Annotated in this window: 15 protein-coding genes and 1 tRNA gene; 10 read left to right on the top strand and 6 right to left on the bottom strand. The window is 62.3% G+C overall.

The annotated features are described in order from the left end of the window. Nucleotides 1-30: 30 nt before the first annotated feature. The 5 genes from AOT83_RS22615 (at nt 31) to AOT83_RS22595 (ending at nt 4,960) form a co-directional block, all read left to right on the top strand. Nucleotides 31-1,536, top strand: coding sequence for a carboxylesterase/lipase family protein (locus AOT83_RS22615; RefSeq protein ID WP_057964326.1), 1,506 nt, complete (start codon nt 31-33; stop codon nt 1,534-1,536). A 26-nt stretch (nt 1,537-1,562) separates the two neighbouring features. Further along, nucleotides 1,563-1,886: a YbjQ family protein gene (locus tag AOT83_RS22610; protein ID WP_030097012.1), complete on the top strand. Its 324-nt coding sequence runs from the start codon at nt 1,563-1,565 to the stop codon at nt 1,884-1,886. Nucleotides 1,887-1,935: 49 nt separating this feature from the next. Continuing rightward, on the top strand, nt 1,936-3,567 hold the full coding sequence (gene pgm, locus AOT83_RS22605; RefSeq protein ID WP_057964295.1) for a phosphoglucomutase (alpha-D-glucose-1,6-bisphosphate-dependent): 1,632 nt from the start codon (nt 1,936-1,938) through the stop codon (nt 3,565-3,567). Between the two features lie 38 nt (nt 3,568-3,605). Further along, a complete protein-coding gene (locus AOT83_RS22600) occupies nt 3,606-4,829 on the top strand; it encodes an MFS transporter (protein WP_070943214.1) in 1,224 nt (407 codons plus the stop codon). A 55-nt stretch (nt 4,830-4,884) separates the two neighbouring features. Then, a tRNA-Ala gene (locus tag AOT83_RS22595) sits at nt 4,885-4,960 on the top strand. A gap of 303 nt (nt 4,961-5,263) precedes the next feature. On the opposite strand, the gene treA is transcribed toward AOT83_RS22595, so the two are convergent. Then, nucleotides 5,264-6,907 carry an alpha,alpha-trehalase TreA gene (gene treA / locus AOT83_RS22590; protein WP_057964294.1) on the bottom strand — a complete coding sequence of 548 codons (1,644 nt, stop codon included), beginning with the start codon at nt 6,905-6,907 and terminating at the stop codon, nt 5,264-5,266. 685 nt (nt 6,908-7,592) lie between these two features. Between treA and AOT83_RS22585 the strand changes: the two genes are divergently transcribed. Continuing rightward, complete coding sequence (locus AOT83_RS22585; protein WP_057964293.1) at nt 7,593-8,312, top strand: prolyl oligopeptidase family serine peptidase; 720 nt, start codon at nt 7,593-7,595, stop codon at nt 8,310-8,312. Between the two features lie 72 nt (nt 8,313-8,384). On the opposite strand, the gene AOT83_RS22580 is transcribed toward AOT83_RS22585, so the two are convergent. Both AOT83_RS22580 and AOT83_RS27080 read right to left on the bottom strand, forming a co-directional pair. After that, nucleotides 8,385-8,735 carry a hypothetical protein gene (locus tag AOT83_RS22580; protein ID WP_030097031.1) on the bottom strand — a complete coding sequence of 117 codons (351 nt, stop codon included), beginning with the start codon at nt 8,733-8,735 and terminating at the stop codon, nt 8,385-8,387. 163 nt (nt 8,736-8,898) lie between these two features. Continuing rightward, a complete protein-coding gene (locus tag AOT83_RS27080; RefSeq protein WP_030097032.1) occupies nt 8,899-9,201 on the bottom strand; it encodes a WhiB family transcriptional regulator in 303 nt (100 codons plus the stop codon). A gap of 271 nt (nt 9,202-9,472) precedes the next feature. Here AOT83_RS27080 and AOT83_RS22575 point away from each other — a divergent pair, with 271 nt between their 5' ends. Beyond that, nucleotides 9,473-10,300 (top strand): N-acetylmuramoyl-L-alanine amidase-like domain-containing protein, encoded by an 828-nt coding sequence (locus AOT83_RS22575; RefSeq protein ID WP_057964291.1) that lies wholly within the window; start codon nt 9,473-9,475, stop codon nt 10,298-10,300. Between the two features lie 65 nt (nt 10,301-10,365). Here the strand turns inward: AOT83_RS22575 and AOT83_RS22570 are convergent, their stop codons facing one another. Beyond that, nucleotides 10,366-10,890, bottom strand: coding sequence for a hypothetical protein (locus AOT83_RS22570; protein WP_030097034.1), 525 nt, complete (start codon nt 10,888-10,890; stop codon nt 10,366-10,368). A 145-nt stretch (nt 10,891-11,035) separates the two neighbouring features. After that, nucleotides 11,036-11,404 carry an STAS/SEC14 domain-containing protein gene (locus tag AOT83_RS22565; protein WP_030097035.1) on the bottom strand — a complete coding sequence of 123 codons (369 nt, stop codon included), beginning with the start codon at nt 11,402-11,404 and terminating at the stop codon, nt 11,036-11,038. A 187-nt stretch (nt 11,405-11,591) separates the two neighbouring features. Between AOT83_RS22565 and AOT83_RS22560 the strand changes: the two genes are divergently transcribed. After that, the gene (locus AOT83_RS22560; protein ID WP_078285769.1) at nt 11,592-12,089 is read left to right on the top strand and encodes an SRPBCC family protein; all 498 of its coding nucleotides are present in this window, start codon (nt 11,592-11,594) and stop codon (nt 12,087-12,089) included. 19 nt (nt 12,090-12,108) lie between these two features. On the opposite strand, the gene AOT83_RS22555 is transcribed toward AOT83_RS22560, so the two are convergent. Then, a complete protein-coding gene (locus AOT83_RS22555) occupies nt 12,109-13,152 on the bottom strand; it encodes an acyltransferase (protein WP_030097037.1) in 1,044 nt (347 codons plus the stop codon). 208 nt (nt 13,153-13,360) lie between these two features. Between AOT83_RS22555 and AOT83_RS22550 the strand changes: the two genes are divergently transcribed. Together AOT83_RS22550 and AOT83_RS22545 are read left to right on the top strand one after the other, a co-directional pair. Further along, nucleotides 13,361-14,113, top strand: a complete 753-nt coding sequence (locus tag AOT83_RS22550) for an NAD-dependent deacylase (protein WP_030097038.1) — start codon at nt 13,361-13,363, stop codon at nt 14,111-14,113. Between the two features lie 167 nt (nt 14,114-14,280). Next, nucleotides 14,281-15,171: an SDR family NAD(P)-dependent oxidoreductase gene (locus tag AOT83_RS22545; RefSeq protein WP_234797706.1), complete on the top strand. Its 891-nt coding sequence runs from the start codon at nt 14,281-14,283 to the stop codon at nt 15,169-15,171. The last annotated feature ends 103 nt before the right edge of the window (nt 15,172-15,274 follow it).

Genomic DNA, 15,274 nt, shown 5'->3' with positions numbered 1-15,274 from the left:
CCCAACCGGTTGGTTACCTAGGATGTGCCGATGGCAAAGAAGCCCATCCGCATCAACACCGTCAACGGCACCGTCGAAGGATTCACCCGAGGCGGCGTGCATCGCTTCCGTGGGATGCCCTACGCTGAGCCGCCGGTGGGTCCGCTGCGGCTGCGCGCGCCACGCCCGGCCCAGCCGTGGACGGGAGTGCGCAAGTGCCGCACCTGGGGTGCGGCCTCCATCCAGCAGCATCGCTTCGCGATCATCCTGCCCGGCAAGCCGCAGAAGCTCAGCGAGGACTGCCTGACCCTCAACGTGGTCGCGCCCGAGGGGCCGGTCAGTGGGCCGTTGCCGGTGATGTTCTTCATCCATGGCGGGGGTTACTTCCTGGGTAGCTCGGCGACCCCGCTGTATGACGGCGCGAGTCTTGCACGCCGTGGATGTGTGTATGTGTCGGTCAACTACCGCCTGGGTGGGCTCGGCTGCGTGGACCTCTCGTCGCTGTCGGACGAGAAGCACACCATCGACAGCAACCTGTACCTACGCGACTTGGTGCTGGCGCTGCAGTGGGTGCGCGACAACATCGGTGCCTTCGGGGGTGATCCCCACAACGTGACGATCTTCGGGGAGAGCGCCGGGTCGCACGCCGTGAATACGCTGCTTGCGGTGCCCTCGGCCGCAGGACTGTTCCACCGGGCAATCTGCCAGAGCACCGCCAGCGGGCTGGTGGTCAGCGCCCAGGATGCCGTGGTGAACGCGCGCCAGTTCGCGAAGTATCTGGGTGCGACCGACTCTAACGCGGCCGAAACAGTTCTCTCCGCGAAGCCGAAGAATCTGGTGAAGGCCCTGTTCCGGCTGATCGGATCGGCTAAACACGTACCAGGTCTGTCGCTGCGGATCGGGCCGAGCGTCGACGGTGACGTACTGCCTCTCGATCCGGTCGAGGCCATGGAACGCGGTGAGGCACATCGTGTTCCACTCATCATTGGGTACAACGCCGAAGAGGCGACTCTGTTCACCAAGATCCTCAAGATCCTTCCGATCACCCCGGAGGCGCTGGAGCACGCGTTGTCCAAGGACGGGCCGGAGTTTGTTCAGCGCATTGTCGACAGTTACCACGGGTATCCGTCGGAGAGGGCGCTCCTACAGCTGGCTGGCGACCTGGCATTCGGCTCGGCGGCATGGCGCGTGGCAGAGGCGCACGGCCAATACGCGCCGACGTACTTCTACCGGTACGACTATGCGACGCGCGCATTACGCCGTTACGGGCTGGGACCCACCCACGCGATTGAACTCCTCGCGGTCTTCGGTACCTACCGGACCATCGCCGGGCCCATCCTGGCGGGACGCAAAGATCGCGCCGCCGCACGGGCCGTCAGCGACGAGATGCAGAGGCGCTGGCTGTCATTCGCGCGCACCGGGAGCCCCGGTGACGGCTGGCCCGCCCACACGGTGCCGGAGCGTCAGGTGTTGATCATCGATAATCCGTCCAGGCTAGAGGCCGATCCCGACGGGGATCGGCGCCCGCTGTGGCAGGACGCCACGTCGATCGTCTGATCACGTGGCGGCGGTACCTTGGGCCCATGATCATTGTGACGAGCAACGACATCCCCGGGTACAAGATCGCCGCGGTGTTCGGCGAGGTCTTCGGTTTGACCGTGCGATCGCGGCACATCGGCTCCAACCTTGCCGCTTCGTTCAAGTCGATTGCGGGCGGTGAGCTCAAGGGCATCACTCAGTTGTTGCACGAGAGTCGTCGCGAGGCACTGTCCCGATTGGCGGCAGAAGCCGAGTCGCGCGGCGCGAATGCGGTGGTCGCGTTCCGATTCGAGACCACCGAGTACGCCAACACGGGCGTCGAGGTGTGTGCCTACGGCACCGCCGTCGGCATTCAGCCACTCCAATAGCGACCGTTCGGTAAGGCACGGTTCACTTGATCCGGGCAGAATCAGGCGGGTGAGCAACGCGCGCGCCGGACAGCCGGCCCAGCCGGAAGACCTCATCGACATCGCCCACGTGGTGACGGCGTACTACGCGATTGACCCCGACCCGGGGGACGTGGCACAGCAGGTCGTCTTCGGGACCTCCGGGCACCGGGGGTCGAGTCTCGACGGCGCCTTTAACGAGGCGCACATCGTCGCTACCACCCAGGCCATCGTCGAATACCGGGCCTCGCAGGGCACCAGCGGGCCACTGTTCATCGGCCGTGACACCCACGCGCTCTCCGAACCCGCATGGACCAGCGCCCTGGAAGTGTTGGCCGCCAATGGTGTTGTGGTGGCCGTGGATTCACGGGACCGATACACCCCGACTCCGGCGGTGAGCCACGCCATCCTACGGTACAACCAGGGCAAGACCACGGGGCTGGCCGACGGGATAGTCGTTACCCCGTCGCATAACCCGCCCCGCGACGGCGGGTTCAAATACAACCCACCGCATGGCGGCCCTGCCGATACCGATGCCACCGGCGCGATCGCCGCGCGCGCCAACGAGATTCTGCGCTCGGGCTGGCGCTCGGTGAAACGGGTCCCGCTGGCAGAGGCGCTGAAATCCGTGCAGCGGTATGACTTTCAGCAGACATATGTGGACGACCTGATCAACGTCATCGATCTCGATGTCATCAAGGGCGCAGGCATCCGGATCGGCGCAGACCCGCTGGGCGGGGCCAGCGTCGACTACTGGGCGGCCATCGCCGATCGCTGGTCGCTGGACCTGACCGTGGTGAACCCGCTTGTGGATGCCACCTGGCGGTTCATGACTCTGGACCATGACGGCAAGATCCGGATGGACTGCTCCTCGCCCGATGCGATGGCCTCGTTGGTGGCGTCGCGGGACAAGTACCAGATCGCGACCGGGAACGACGCCGACTCGGATCGACACGGCATCGTGACTCCCGATGCGGGACTGATGAATCCCAACCACTACCTGGCGGTGGCCATCGACTACCTGTTCAGCCACCGGGACGGTTGGGCCGCCGAGACCGCCGTAGGCAAGACGCTGGTGAGTTCGTCGATCATCGACCGGGTGGTGGCCGGGCTGAACCGAACGCTGCTGGAGGTGCCGGTTGGATTCAAGTGGTTTGTGGACGGGTTGATCGGCGGGACAATCGGTTTCGGTGGCGAGGAGAGCGCCGGGGCGTCCTTCCTGCGTCGTGACGGATCGGTGTGGACTACCGACAAGGACGGCATCATCGCCGCCCTGCTGGCCTCGGAGATCCTCGCGGTCACCGGGGCTACGCCCTCGCAGCGCTACGCGCAGCTGACCGAGAAGTACGGCGCCCCAACATATGCTCGTGTCGATGCGCCCGCGAGCCGTGAGCAGAAGGCTGTGTTGGGCAAGCTATCGCCCGAGCAGGTCAGCGCCACCGAACTGGCCGGTGAGCCCATCGTCGCCAAGCTGACCAATGCGCCCGGCAACGATGCACCGATCGGCGGGCTCAAGGTTGTCACCGAAAACGCTTGGTTCGCGGCACGGCCGTCGGGTACCGAGGATGTATACAAGATCTATGCAGAATCGTTTCTGGGGGCAGAACACTTGCGGCAGGTGCAGGACGCTGCCCGCGAGGTGGTCTCATCGGTGATCGGGTAAGCGGCTGTCCCGGTAACGAGGCGGACACTAAACCGCGCCTGCCTTGGGAGATCTGGGTCCTGGTTGTCGCGTGCCTGGTGATCGCGCTGGGGTTTGGCGTGGTGGCACCCGCATTGCCGCAGTACGCGCGCAGTTTCGGGGTCAGTGTCACGGCGGCGACCGCGGTGGTGAGTTCGTTCGCCGCATTCCGGCTGGTGTTCGCACCGGCCGCCGGCGCGCTGGTGCAGCGGCTGGGGGAGCGCTGGGTCTACATGTCCGGGCTGCTGATCGTCGCGTTAGCCACCGGGTGCTGCGCCTTCGTGCATGACTACTGGCAGCTGCTGGTGTTCCGGTCGCTCGGGGGTGTCGGCTCCACCATGTTCACCGTGTCGGCGGCCGCGCTGCTGGTGCGCATCGCGCCCGAAGAGATTCGCGGGCGTGCACAAGGGCTGTACGGGTCGAGCTTCCTGCTCGGGATGGTGGCCGGTCCGGTCTTGGGTAGTGCCGTGGTGGGCCTGAGTCTTTCGGCACCGTTCATCATCTACGCGGCGGCGCTGGTAGCCGTCGCCGTGCTGGTCCACTTCGGGCTGCGGCGCTCCACGCTGCTGGAGGTCGCCGACGAGCATCACGGCGCTCCGGTGACACTGAAATCCGCGCTGCATCACCGAACCTTCCTGGCCGCGCTGATGTCGAATTTCAGTGCGGGGTGGGCCATCTTCGGAATCCGTGGGGCCTTGCTGCCGCTGTTTGTGATCGAGGCGCTGCATCAGCGACCGGGCGCCGCTGGACTGGTGTTCGCCGCATTCGCGGCGGGGGACGTGTCCACGGCTTTTCTCGCGGGATCGTGGTCCGATGACATCGGGCGTAAGCCGCTGGTGGTGGCCGGGTTGGTGGTCTGCGGTTCGACCGTGGTGGCGATGGGCTTCACGTCGTCGCTGCCGGCGCTCATCGTGCTGTCGCTTATCGGTGGGATAGGCGCCGGTTTGTATGCGTCGCCGCAACAGGCCGCGGTGGCCGATGTGGTGGGCAGCCGGGGCAGGGCAGGGACGGCACTGGCGACCTTCCAGATGACCTCCGATATCGGGCTGGTGATAGGACCCGTCGTCGCGGGGGTCATCGCCGAGCACACGTCGTACGGATGGGCGTTCGTGGTGGGTGGTGCGATGCCGCTGATCGCGGCTGTGGCGTGGGTGTTCGCACCGGAGACGCTGGGGAGACTTGCGTCACCGCAGGTTAGGAGTATGCAGGAAGTAGCAGAGGATGTCGGCGGTCCTGAGCGCTGAGATTTTGAGAGCCCGTCGCCGTGGTGTAACTTCGTCCGAGCACACAACTAAACATGGGGCTATGGCGCAGCTGGTAGCGCACCACACTGGCAGTGTGGGGGTCAGGGGTTCGAGTCCCCTTAGCTCCACCATAACGGGCTTACGCGAACCCGTGACCGCCACGACATGGCGGTCAGGGCGAGTCAGTCCGCTCGGAGAGAAACAACGCTAAGAGCCTCGGCAGTGCCGGGGCTCTTGTGTTGTTTGTAGGGACTGGTAACGCGGTTGTGGCTGGTCCAGCGTCGTGACCGTTGTGTGGGCGGGAACCACGTCATGGACCTCCGCAAAATGTGGTGCAGTGGTCGGCGATGCAGCGTCGACGTGTTCAGCGGCCAGGTATGACAGATTCTGACCACCCGGCTCAAGTCGGGGCTAGCGGTGCGAAACTACCGGCCTCACATGCCGTAGAGGTCAAGCAGTTTCAGTGTGACGCCATTGGTCCAGCCGAAGCCGTCTTGCAGCGGGTACTCGCCGCCGCCTCCAACCCGCGCGCTGCCGCCCTCGACCACGTACTTCTCGACCAGCTTGTCTTCCTTTGAATAGACGTGTTTCACAGTGTTAAGGAAGCGGACGCCGATTTCTTTGGCAAGTGCGGGCTCTCCATAGCGGCGCAAGCCGTCGACCGCGATCCATTGCAGCGGCGCCCAACCGTTGGGTGCGTCCCACTGTTGGCCGGTGGTCGTGGTGGTCGTTAGCAGACCGCCGGGTTGCAGCAGCGTGTTGCGCGTTGCGATGGCTGTCATCTTGGCGCGCTCGGGTGACGCAACGCCGGTGAACAACGGATATAGGGCGGCCGCGGTGATCGCATCACGGGGCTGACGCAGCTGCCAGTCGTAGTCGCCGTAGTAACCGTGCTTGTTCCAAAGGTAGCGGTTGACTGCACTGGCGCGCTGCTGGGCGCGAGTCGAGAAGTCGGCAGTGCACGAGGCATCGCCCGTGATGGTGCAGCCTTTGGCGATTGTCGTCTCAAGTTGGAACATCAAGCTGTTCAGGTCGATTGGCACGATCGCGGTAGTTCGGATGCTCGCGAGCGTCTTGCCGTCGCCGAGCCAGCGTGAGCTGTAGTCCCAGCCGCTCTCGGCGCCGGCCCGTAGGTCGCGCCATACTTCGTTTGCAGGACGGCCAGGTGCTTCCTCGGCGGTCTTGGTGTCTTCGAGATATGACTCATCACGTCTGGTGTCGCTGGCGTCCCAGTAGCGGTTGAGGACCGTGCCGTCGGGCATGGCAACCACATGGCGTGCCGCGGTGCCTGGCGGAGTTTCGTGCTCGCCCTGCATCCAGTACTCGTGCTCTTTGCGCAGCGCTGGCAGGTACTTTCGATAAATGCCCTCGCCTTCCGCCTGCGCGGCGAGGTCCACCATGTTCGCGAAGAAGGGCGGTTGGGAGCGGCTCGCGTAATACGTGCGATTGCCGTTTGGCACATGGCCTATCGTGTTGATGAGGTGCGCGAAGTTGTCGAGCATGTCGTCGACGAGATCCTCACGTCCGGACACCTGCAGGCCGAGCATGGTGGAGTACGTGTCCCAGTAATAGCCCTCCTGGAACCGTCCGCCCGGCACTACATACGGTTTGGGTAGCGCGATCAACGAACTGTTCGGCGGCACAGTGACGCTCGCTCGTGTGAGCCTGGGCCACAGCCAGTCGATGTGTTCGCGCAGCGTCTGGTTTGGCGGTGGTGTGATGTGCTCAGCGGCAGGTGGTGTGAAGTGCTGTTCGGTGAACGCCTTGAGGGAAAAGCCCGGTTCTGCTCTTTGTTGCCGGTATAGCTGAACGATTGAGGCCGGGTCCGTATCTAATGTTGAATCGACAAAAGTCTTTTGATCGGGGTAAAGCTGTGCGCTCTGCACCGCAACGAAGAGATCTCCAAGGAGTTGATTTGGCGGCAGCGGCAGCACCGTGTTCGCGGTCGGCCGCGCCGACTGTGTATCGACCCGGTGGTCGCTCTCTGTCAGCGAGACGCAGCCCGTTATGGTCATGCAGGCGGTGACTACCGCAAGGGTTTTGCGAAGCAGTGGTGCAGATTTCGGGCTGGTCAACATGGCTGGTGCAGCCTGCCGTAGATGCAACGTGCGTGTCTCCTATTGTGGTTCTTGGGATTTAGCCGCAGAGGTGACCTTGCGGCTGGACAACCGGAAGAAACCCGAAGCCCGCGCGGTGTGGGCGCCTGCCTCGGTGGTGCAGTGACTGCGCCGTCCGATATCCAGGTCTAGTGCCGTGGATGCTTCTGCGGTGGTGTGGATAGGAGTTTATACGTAGGCCGGGAGTCATGGTGGCGGTCCTGAAGTTGAAGCCATACGAAGATGAAAGTGGCTGATCGCTATTCGACACGAACCCCAAACATCATGGGGAGCTTGCAAGCTCTGCGCGTGACGTTTTCGACGCGACAGTGGCTAGTCCATTGCGACAAGCCGTCCTTGAACAAGCTGCGGACCGCTGTGGGTGCTGGGCAGAAGCTTGCGAAGGCGCCGGCGTTGGCACAGACATCCCAGCCCTGGCTGCTCATGTGCTCAGTGATCGCTAGTCCGATCCCACGTCCGGCACCGGTAATCAATACAGAAGGCATCTGTTTCTCATCTCGCCGCGTTGGGTTGAGCGGAGATACTCGGTCCCACCTGAAGCGGAATATACCAATTGGTCTACTGTTACTTGGTGGTGCTCGCTTGGTTTAGGCCCCGTCACTCTGGTCAATGCTTGTATGTGTGAACCTGATTCGGAAGGGAAGCGATGCCACAAAAGAGGCGCCTGGCCTACGGAGATCACCCGAGTCAATACGTCGACATTCTTGAGCCGGCCGCGCCTGCTCTGGGCCTGCTTCTGGTTATCCATGGCGGTTTCTGGCGAGAAGGGCTGGGTGCTGAACTCACCGCACCGATAGCCGAAGACCTGTGCGCTGAGGGCTTTGTCGTCGCGAATATCGAGTACCGCAGGGTCGGCGGTGGCGGAGGGTGGCCACAAACATTTGACGATGTCACCGCGGCGGCCGAAGCGGCCAGACGTGCCAATCCAGATCTCACGCAATCATTTGTGGTGGGACACTCCGCCGGTGGACATCTCGCTCTTCTTGCCCTTGCTGCCGGATCGGCCGACTTCGCCGTCGCATTGGCTCCTGTTAGCGACATCGACCGCGCATTGCAGGAGAATCTCGGTGATGGTGCTGCGGCAGAATTTCTTGGGGCCGTGGGAATTTCGCCGAATGAGGTTGCGTCGACATCGCCGGTTCGCAAGCTTGGGCACCGGCGGCATCATGTCCTCGTGCATGGCGTGCGTGACATCAATATCCCCGTCGAACACTCCCAGCACTACGTCTCCGCTGCGAGAGCACTGGAGACTCCCGCTGACTACTTCGAATTCTCCGACCTGGACCACTTCGATCTGATCGACCCGTCCTCGTCGGCTTGGTATGCGGCCAAACAGTGGATTTGGTATCAGCTGAAGGCAAGGTAGGCCGGTCTCCACCCGCAGGCCCGCCGCACGGTTTACCGCTACGGCGGGCCGAGCGTGTGGCCGCGATGTCGTCTAAGCGACAAAGACGGCAAGTTGCACCCTGATGTCGACTCCGAAGTCGATGAATCCGCGGACTCGGACTCCGCCGTTGTCAGGCACAACATTGTGGACTTGGCAGACGGCGTTGCCCTGGAAGGGCACATCCTGGGCGTTGACTTCGGAAGTGGACACCATGACCACACTGAACGGACTCACGCCCGGAATGGCCAGACGCGTTCGATATCCGCCGTGTGAGGTAACAACAAACCGCTTCACGATTGCCTGGGCATCGGCCTCTTGGCTGTCGCTTTCTCCCGCAGCGTCCAACGGCTCGGCCACCGTGTCAGTGAATGTCGTCTCGGAAACTTTCTCGCTAGTTGTCATTGTTCCTCCATGAGTTGGTGACGTCGGCAGGAATTGTGGTGCACACAATTCCCAATGGGCCCTTTAATTTTCGGCCTCACGACGACCTCAGGCATGAGTAGTTGACTACCTGCGTTGAGAAGTAGTTAATGGCGCAGAACGCCAGGCGCGGATCGCATGTCGGTCAGCCGATCGCAGACTTCCGTGCGGCGATACGTAGCCGGATCTTTTGGCGTTCGGCTTCGGACATGCCACCCCACATCCCATGAGGTTCTTCGATCTCCAGAGCGTAGGTGAGGCAGAGCGTTGTCACAGGGCAGCGTCGACACACTGCTCTGGCGTGCTGTTCCCGGAGTCGTCGTTCAATGGGGCGTTCGTCGTCATCGGAGTAGAACAGGTTGTGGTTGGCGTTTCGGCACGCGCCCAGTAGCTGCCATGCGAACCCCGCGCTAAGAGCCGTCGTCTCGGCTACCCGAACATCTTCCACGCAAATCCTTCCCGCACATGTCCGCTACCTTCAGCGTTGTTGACGGAAACCTCACACGAATTGGTTGCCTTGATGTGAATTAGACGTTGCACCAATGAAATCAACCATCAGTCGGTGTCCATTCGTCTCGTAGGAGCCCAAAAGTGCACGCGCATTGCGTAAAGTGCGGCAGAGTGGGCGTCGGGCGAGGTCGGTGACCAGCCTGGTTCCGCTCTGCACTGTGATGTGTTAGCTGGGCCATCCCGGGACTTGGAGAGGAAGGCGTCGGACCGTGACCCCGACAATGCGACGAATTTCAGAACGACGCGGTTACCGCATGTTCGCGTTGCTCGCACTGATCTGTGCGTTGTGCGCCCCTCCTGTGGCCGCGGCTGACACTGTGCAGATCAGCCCGGCGAATGAACGTCGGCTCCAAGAGCTACTGGCCGAGCGAAACCGTATCGGAGCCGAGAAGCCGGGGCAGCTGAGTGCCGCGGTGTCGGCACTCTTTCTGCACGTGCCCTACGGTGCTAACACCTTGATTGGATCCGCTTCGGTCCCCGAGCAGTTGGTCGTTGAACTCACGCGCGTGGACTGCTTCACGTACGCCGACTATGTCGAAGCGTTGAAGCGGTCCAGTAATCGCGCCGATTTCATCGCTCAGCTGACACAGATCCGGTACCACGGGGGTGAAATCAGCTTCACGCAGCGCCGCCACTTCTTTACCGATTGGGCCGCAGATGCCCCCGCCAACGCCGCCGATGTGACGGCCAGCTTGGGGGTACCCGCGGAACAGGTCGCCAAGATACTGAATCTGAAGGATTCCGGCGGAAACTACCTGCCCGGACTGCCGACGCGGCCACGCACGGTTACCTACATACCGAGCCCCCGTGTTTCCGATGGCGTCATCGCGAATCTCCACGATGGTGACTACCTCGGTGCCTATGCCACGGCGGGCGGACTCGACGTCACCCATGTGGGAATCTTCCTGCACACACCGAACGGGCCGGTGCTGCGCAACGCCTCGTCATTGCGGGCGAACAATCAAGTCGTCGATACGCCGCTGGGGGAGTATCTGGGCACAGTTCCGGGAATTGTCGTACTCCGGTCGACTCGATGAAGCCCGCACTGGAGCTTGCTTCCGACTAAGGCACGGGGTCCAAGTCATCGTCCGACGGCGATTGATCACGTGAGGCCGGTGACGAACCGGATTCGGCCCTGAACCGTGATGTGGTAGCTGATTCGGTGGATCACCGCATCGCTGTCGCGGACGGCCAGATCTACCAACAGGCCATCGAACAGACTTTGGATCGTCTGTCCGGGTTGCAGCCCGATGCCGGTCCGCGTCCGGAAACGCCAACGGTCAACCGCGAATCCGGCGTCGATCGCCTGATGCCGATCGAAGATCGAACTCAGGGTGGCGAAGGGGATGGCGCTGTCCACCTGGAACCACGGGAAGGCCCCGGCAGGAATAGGAATGTTGTGCCGCGTCGTGATCGCCTTGAAGGCGTCGCTCATGTTCGGGGAGATCAACGCTTGGTTTCGTGACCAATCCACGCTGGTCTGTCCGGGCATGTTGACGATGGCGACGCCATTTGTCTGGAAGACAAAACGTTGATCGACGATCGACGACGGTTGTTGCTCGTTGACCGCCAGTGCCGCCGGAGTGAAGAAGTGTGACTGACTTTCGAAGTTCGGGATGAGGACCATGATGCACGCGCCTTTCGTCGCCGGATGAATATCGTTCCAGCGCAGGGCCATTGACTGTTGCGCGGCCAACGTTGGTGATGCGACGGTATGCGTCATCGGAGACCATGAGCGCGAGTAGTGCACTACCCGACTTGTGTGTCCGGTCTCAACTCGAGGCCCATGCCTTCGCGCGGTCCAGCTCATCGAGGCCGAACAGCGCGATCTCACCGGGAACCATCCACCCGAGCACGTGCAAGGTATGCGCTACCCATTCTTTGTCGGTCACCACGGCGATTTTCTTGAAGGACGAATGACGCTGAAAGAGCATCCCGAAGCCCAGCTCCAGGTCTTCGGCCAGCCCGCCGGGGCCGAAGCCTTCGTAGTCACTCGCGATGACTTCCACGATCCGCAGCTCATCGGATTTCAGCGATTGTTCGATGGTTGGTGCGAAATCGCGCAGCTCGTCGCCGGCCAACTTGCCAGATACACGGAATCCGACCACTCCGTCCGGCATATCAGTCAGTGTTTCGATCACCGTGCCTCCTTGCTCGATCGGCGTATTACTGCCACTGCAAGATGACCACAATCGCGGACCATCGGGAAGGGGTGAATGCGTTCGATGCCCATGCGGACACAAACTAGGTAATACTCCTACCCAAAATGACGATCCGTTCGAGAAAATGGGAACTGCACCTTGGGCGGGCAGAGCAGAAGGGTGAGGCATGGGAGCTCTTGAGCCTCAATCGATGTCGTTTGCCGACGAGGCGCCCTATCGGGTCGACGCTGTCATCGACTGCCCCACGCCCGTCAGCACCGTCTATGAGGTCTTTAAGGACAACCGCGGTGGCGTGAGGTGGCTGGGTTGGTTCGTCACCAGGGTCGAGCCGACCTCAGATCCGGAGTACGGCGTTGGCGCCACCAGAGAGGTGACGTTCCTATGGGGGCTGGGCAAGCTGAAGGAGCGATTCATCGGATGGGAAGAGGATCGCCTGTGGTCGTTCACGGCGGTCGGCTTCCGCCCCAAGGTTTTCACTGCGTTTGTCGAGCGTGTCCACTTCGAGGCGGTTGACGAGAAAAACTGCCGAATCATCTACCGTATGGGCGCGGACTTCGCTCCGCTGTATCGGCCTTTTGCGCCGCTGGTTCTACGTTTTCTGAATCGGGCGATCGTGCCGACTCTTGAAGGTGCGCGCGACATCGCCGTCGCAGGTGGTCGGTAGTTCCAGGGTTCCGCTTCTACTAGGGCACCGGCGCGCGCCGGAATCGGGCTTTGAGCGCCATCGCATGTTTTTCCACCACGAACCAGCTCAGTGCTGCAAGCGGCAGGGTCAGCGCAGTGGCAACCAGGAAGAAGAGGAATGGTGGCAGGACGGCGAGTCCTGCGACGGCCAACAGCTGCTGGATGGGGAATGCGTAGATGTAGACGCCATACGACAAGTCGTTGCGCAGGTTGAGTCTCTTGTCATGGATGAGGGCGCCGGACACGATGACCACGTAGGCCAGTGGCAGAGCGCCCATTACTCGATAGTTGGAGGTCAGTCCCGAGAGTGCGAGAACCCCAAGGCATATCGCGACAAGCGACCAGCGTGCGGGCAGGGCATCTCGATACTGGTAGAGCAGCGCTCCGGCCGCGAACATCAGCGCGAACCGTGCCACCATCTGCGGAATGGTCTCCATCGCAAAGACCGGGTACGACAGATACGCTGCGGCACATAGGAATAAGACAAACGCGGTGGGAATGACCCATTGCCGTTTCAGTACGCCTGTCACTCCCAAGGCCGCCACCGCTATGTAGCAGACGAATTCGAAGATGAGCGTCCAGATCGACCCGTTCCAGATACCCGGCCACGGGATGTCACGTGGCGTTCCGTCGATACCGGCGTAGAACACGTTGAGGACGGCGTTGTTGAGGAAGTACTCGTACGGTTCAGAGGAGCCCATCAAGCTCGCCGCCGAACCGCCTTGGATCGCGACGCTGACGGGGGCGATGACGAACGCCGTGATCGCGAGGCATATCCATAAACCGGGGAAGATGCGCAAAGCGCGGGCGATGAAGAAATCGCGCGGACTGGGATGGCGCATCCAGCTTGCGGTGATGAGGAACCCTGACAGTGCGAAGAAGCCGTCGACACCTACTTGTGCCAGTAGCCCTTCATATGAGGGGAACGGCAGACGGTGACCGGTGAGTGGCCACGAATGCCACAAGATGACGGTCGTGGCCAACGCGAGCCGCCACGCGTTCAGCGCGTTTTGTCGAGGATCGAATATTTGTCCGAGAGTCATCTGACCCCCTGCGTAGAGCTAGGTGCGCACCCACAAGGTGGCGTTATCGAACTGTGTGGCGAATGCTTACGCCCGTTGCGCGGTCCCGTGCGACCGGGATGAGCGCACCATACGCCCAATCAAGATCATGGATGACGATTTCACGGCCAGATAATTGGAAAACGCCCATTTTCGACGTGGCCGGTCTGTGTAGGCGAGAATTTGATTGATGAAACAGGTAGAGATACCCGAGGAGCTGGTCGCCGCTGCCGCGAAGGCGCGGACCGTCGCCGTGCTCACCGGCGCCGGCATGTCCGCCGAAAGTGGGCTGCCCACCTTCCGCGATGCGCAGACCGGACTGTGGTCGAAGTACGACCCGATGACGTTGGCGACACCTGAAGCCTGGAACGAGGATCCGGGGCTGGTGTGGGCCTGGTATCAGAATCGGCGCATCCAGCTGATGGCAGTGCAGCCCAACGACGGACACCGTGCGTTGGCGCAGTGGGGAGCTTGCCGTGACGTCAAGATTGTCACCCAGAACGTGGATGACCTCCATGAACGTGCAGGTAGCGCCGAGGTCACCCATGTTCACGGCAGCCTGCTCAAATCGCATTGCGACACCTGCCGCACCGGATTTGATGTGAGTGTCGCCCCGCCTGAGTCTGAACGGGTTGCACCGCCCGACTGCGGCTGCGGTGGGAAAGTTCGACCGAGCATCGTGTGGTTCGGCGAGATGCTTCCTGAGGTCGAGTTCGGTCACGCCGTCGCGCATGCTCAGAACTGTGAATTGATGTTGCTCGTCGGGACCTCGGGCATTGTGTATCCGGCGGCGGGGCTGCCGCAGCTGGCGCTGAGTCGTGGAGCGACCGTTGTCGAGATCAACCCGCAGGAGACCGATCTTTCGGATCGCGCGGATCTCGTGTGGCGGGCCACCGCAGCCACTGCGCTGCCGGCGCTCGTTGAGGCGTTGGCACTGTCCTAACCCCTGCGGGCAAGCTCCCCGCCGGATTCGCCAACATCCTTGCGTGAGATGCGTTATTTCGGATAACGTATCTTGGAAGGCGGGTATTCACCTCAACGTCGAGGTGAATGTGGATGGAGGCGTGCGTGTTTGAGCGGCCGGGCAATGACATTCGATTCGACGGACGGGTGGCGATCGTCACCGGCGCCGGTGGTGGGCTCGGGCGCGAATACGCCCTGCTGCTCGCCAGTCGCGGCGCTAAGGTCCTCGTCAACGACATCGGATCACCCGACGAACTGTTGGGCATCGGGAGCTCCGATACCCCGGCCGATTCGGTGGCAGCCGAGATTCACGCGCTGGGTGGCGAGGCCGTCGCCGACACGAACACCGTCGCGACCGGGGATGGCGGACGGGCCATTGTTGCCGCCGCATTGGACGTGTGGGGACGAGTCGATGTCGTCATCAACAACGCCGGAATCGTCGGCCCGATCAAGACATTCGCCGAACTCACCGACGAGGACGTGGACACTGTGCTCGGTGTTCAGTTGCGCGGCCCGTTCAACGTATTGCGCCCGGCGTGGAAGGCGATGGTGGGCCAGGGATACGGGCGGATACTCAACATCTCCTCCGGCAGCATGTTCGGCCAGGGGGAGGCGTGCACCTATCCGACGGCCAAGGCCGGAATGATCGGGATGACAACCAATCTGGGTCTCGCCGGACCCGCGTACGGCATCAAGGTGAACGCGCTACTCCCGGTCGGGTTCACGCGGATGGTAAAGAACATGTCCGAGCCTGCGCGTAGTTGGCTCCGTGACACCTTCCCGGCGGCAGCCGTGGCACCGGTCGCGGCCTTCCTGGTATCCGAAGATGTGCCATGTTCCGGTATCAGCTTCAGTGCCGGTGGTGGACGTTTCGCACGGGTTCTCCTCAGCGAGACGTACGGGGTGACCTCGACGGAGCTCACCATCGAGCAGGTGCGCGAGAGATTCGACGCGGCGATGGAAACTGCCGGCGCCGCCCCTATCGCCAACGTGGGTGATGAACTAGCGCTCTATGCGGCCGCGCTTACCGCGACATGATGGCGTGGTCTTCCTGGACGATGCCACGACCAACTGTGGTATCAGCCCACAGCGGCTGACCTGGTACAGGCTCGATCGCTCTGCGGTGCTCCTACTGCGTTGC

Origin of the sequence: Mycobacteroides sp. H001, assembly GCF_001440005.1 — a bacterium.
In the GTDB taxonomy this organism is placed as follows: domain Bacteria; phylum Actinomycetota; class Actinomycetes; order Mycobacteriales; family Mycobacteriaceae; genus Mycobacterium; species Mycobacterium gwanakae.
Note: the sequence above shows the minus strand (reverse complement) of the source record. Positions and strands in the feature narration are given on the sequence as shown.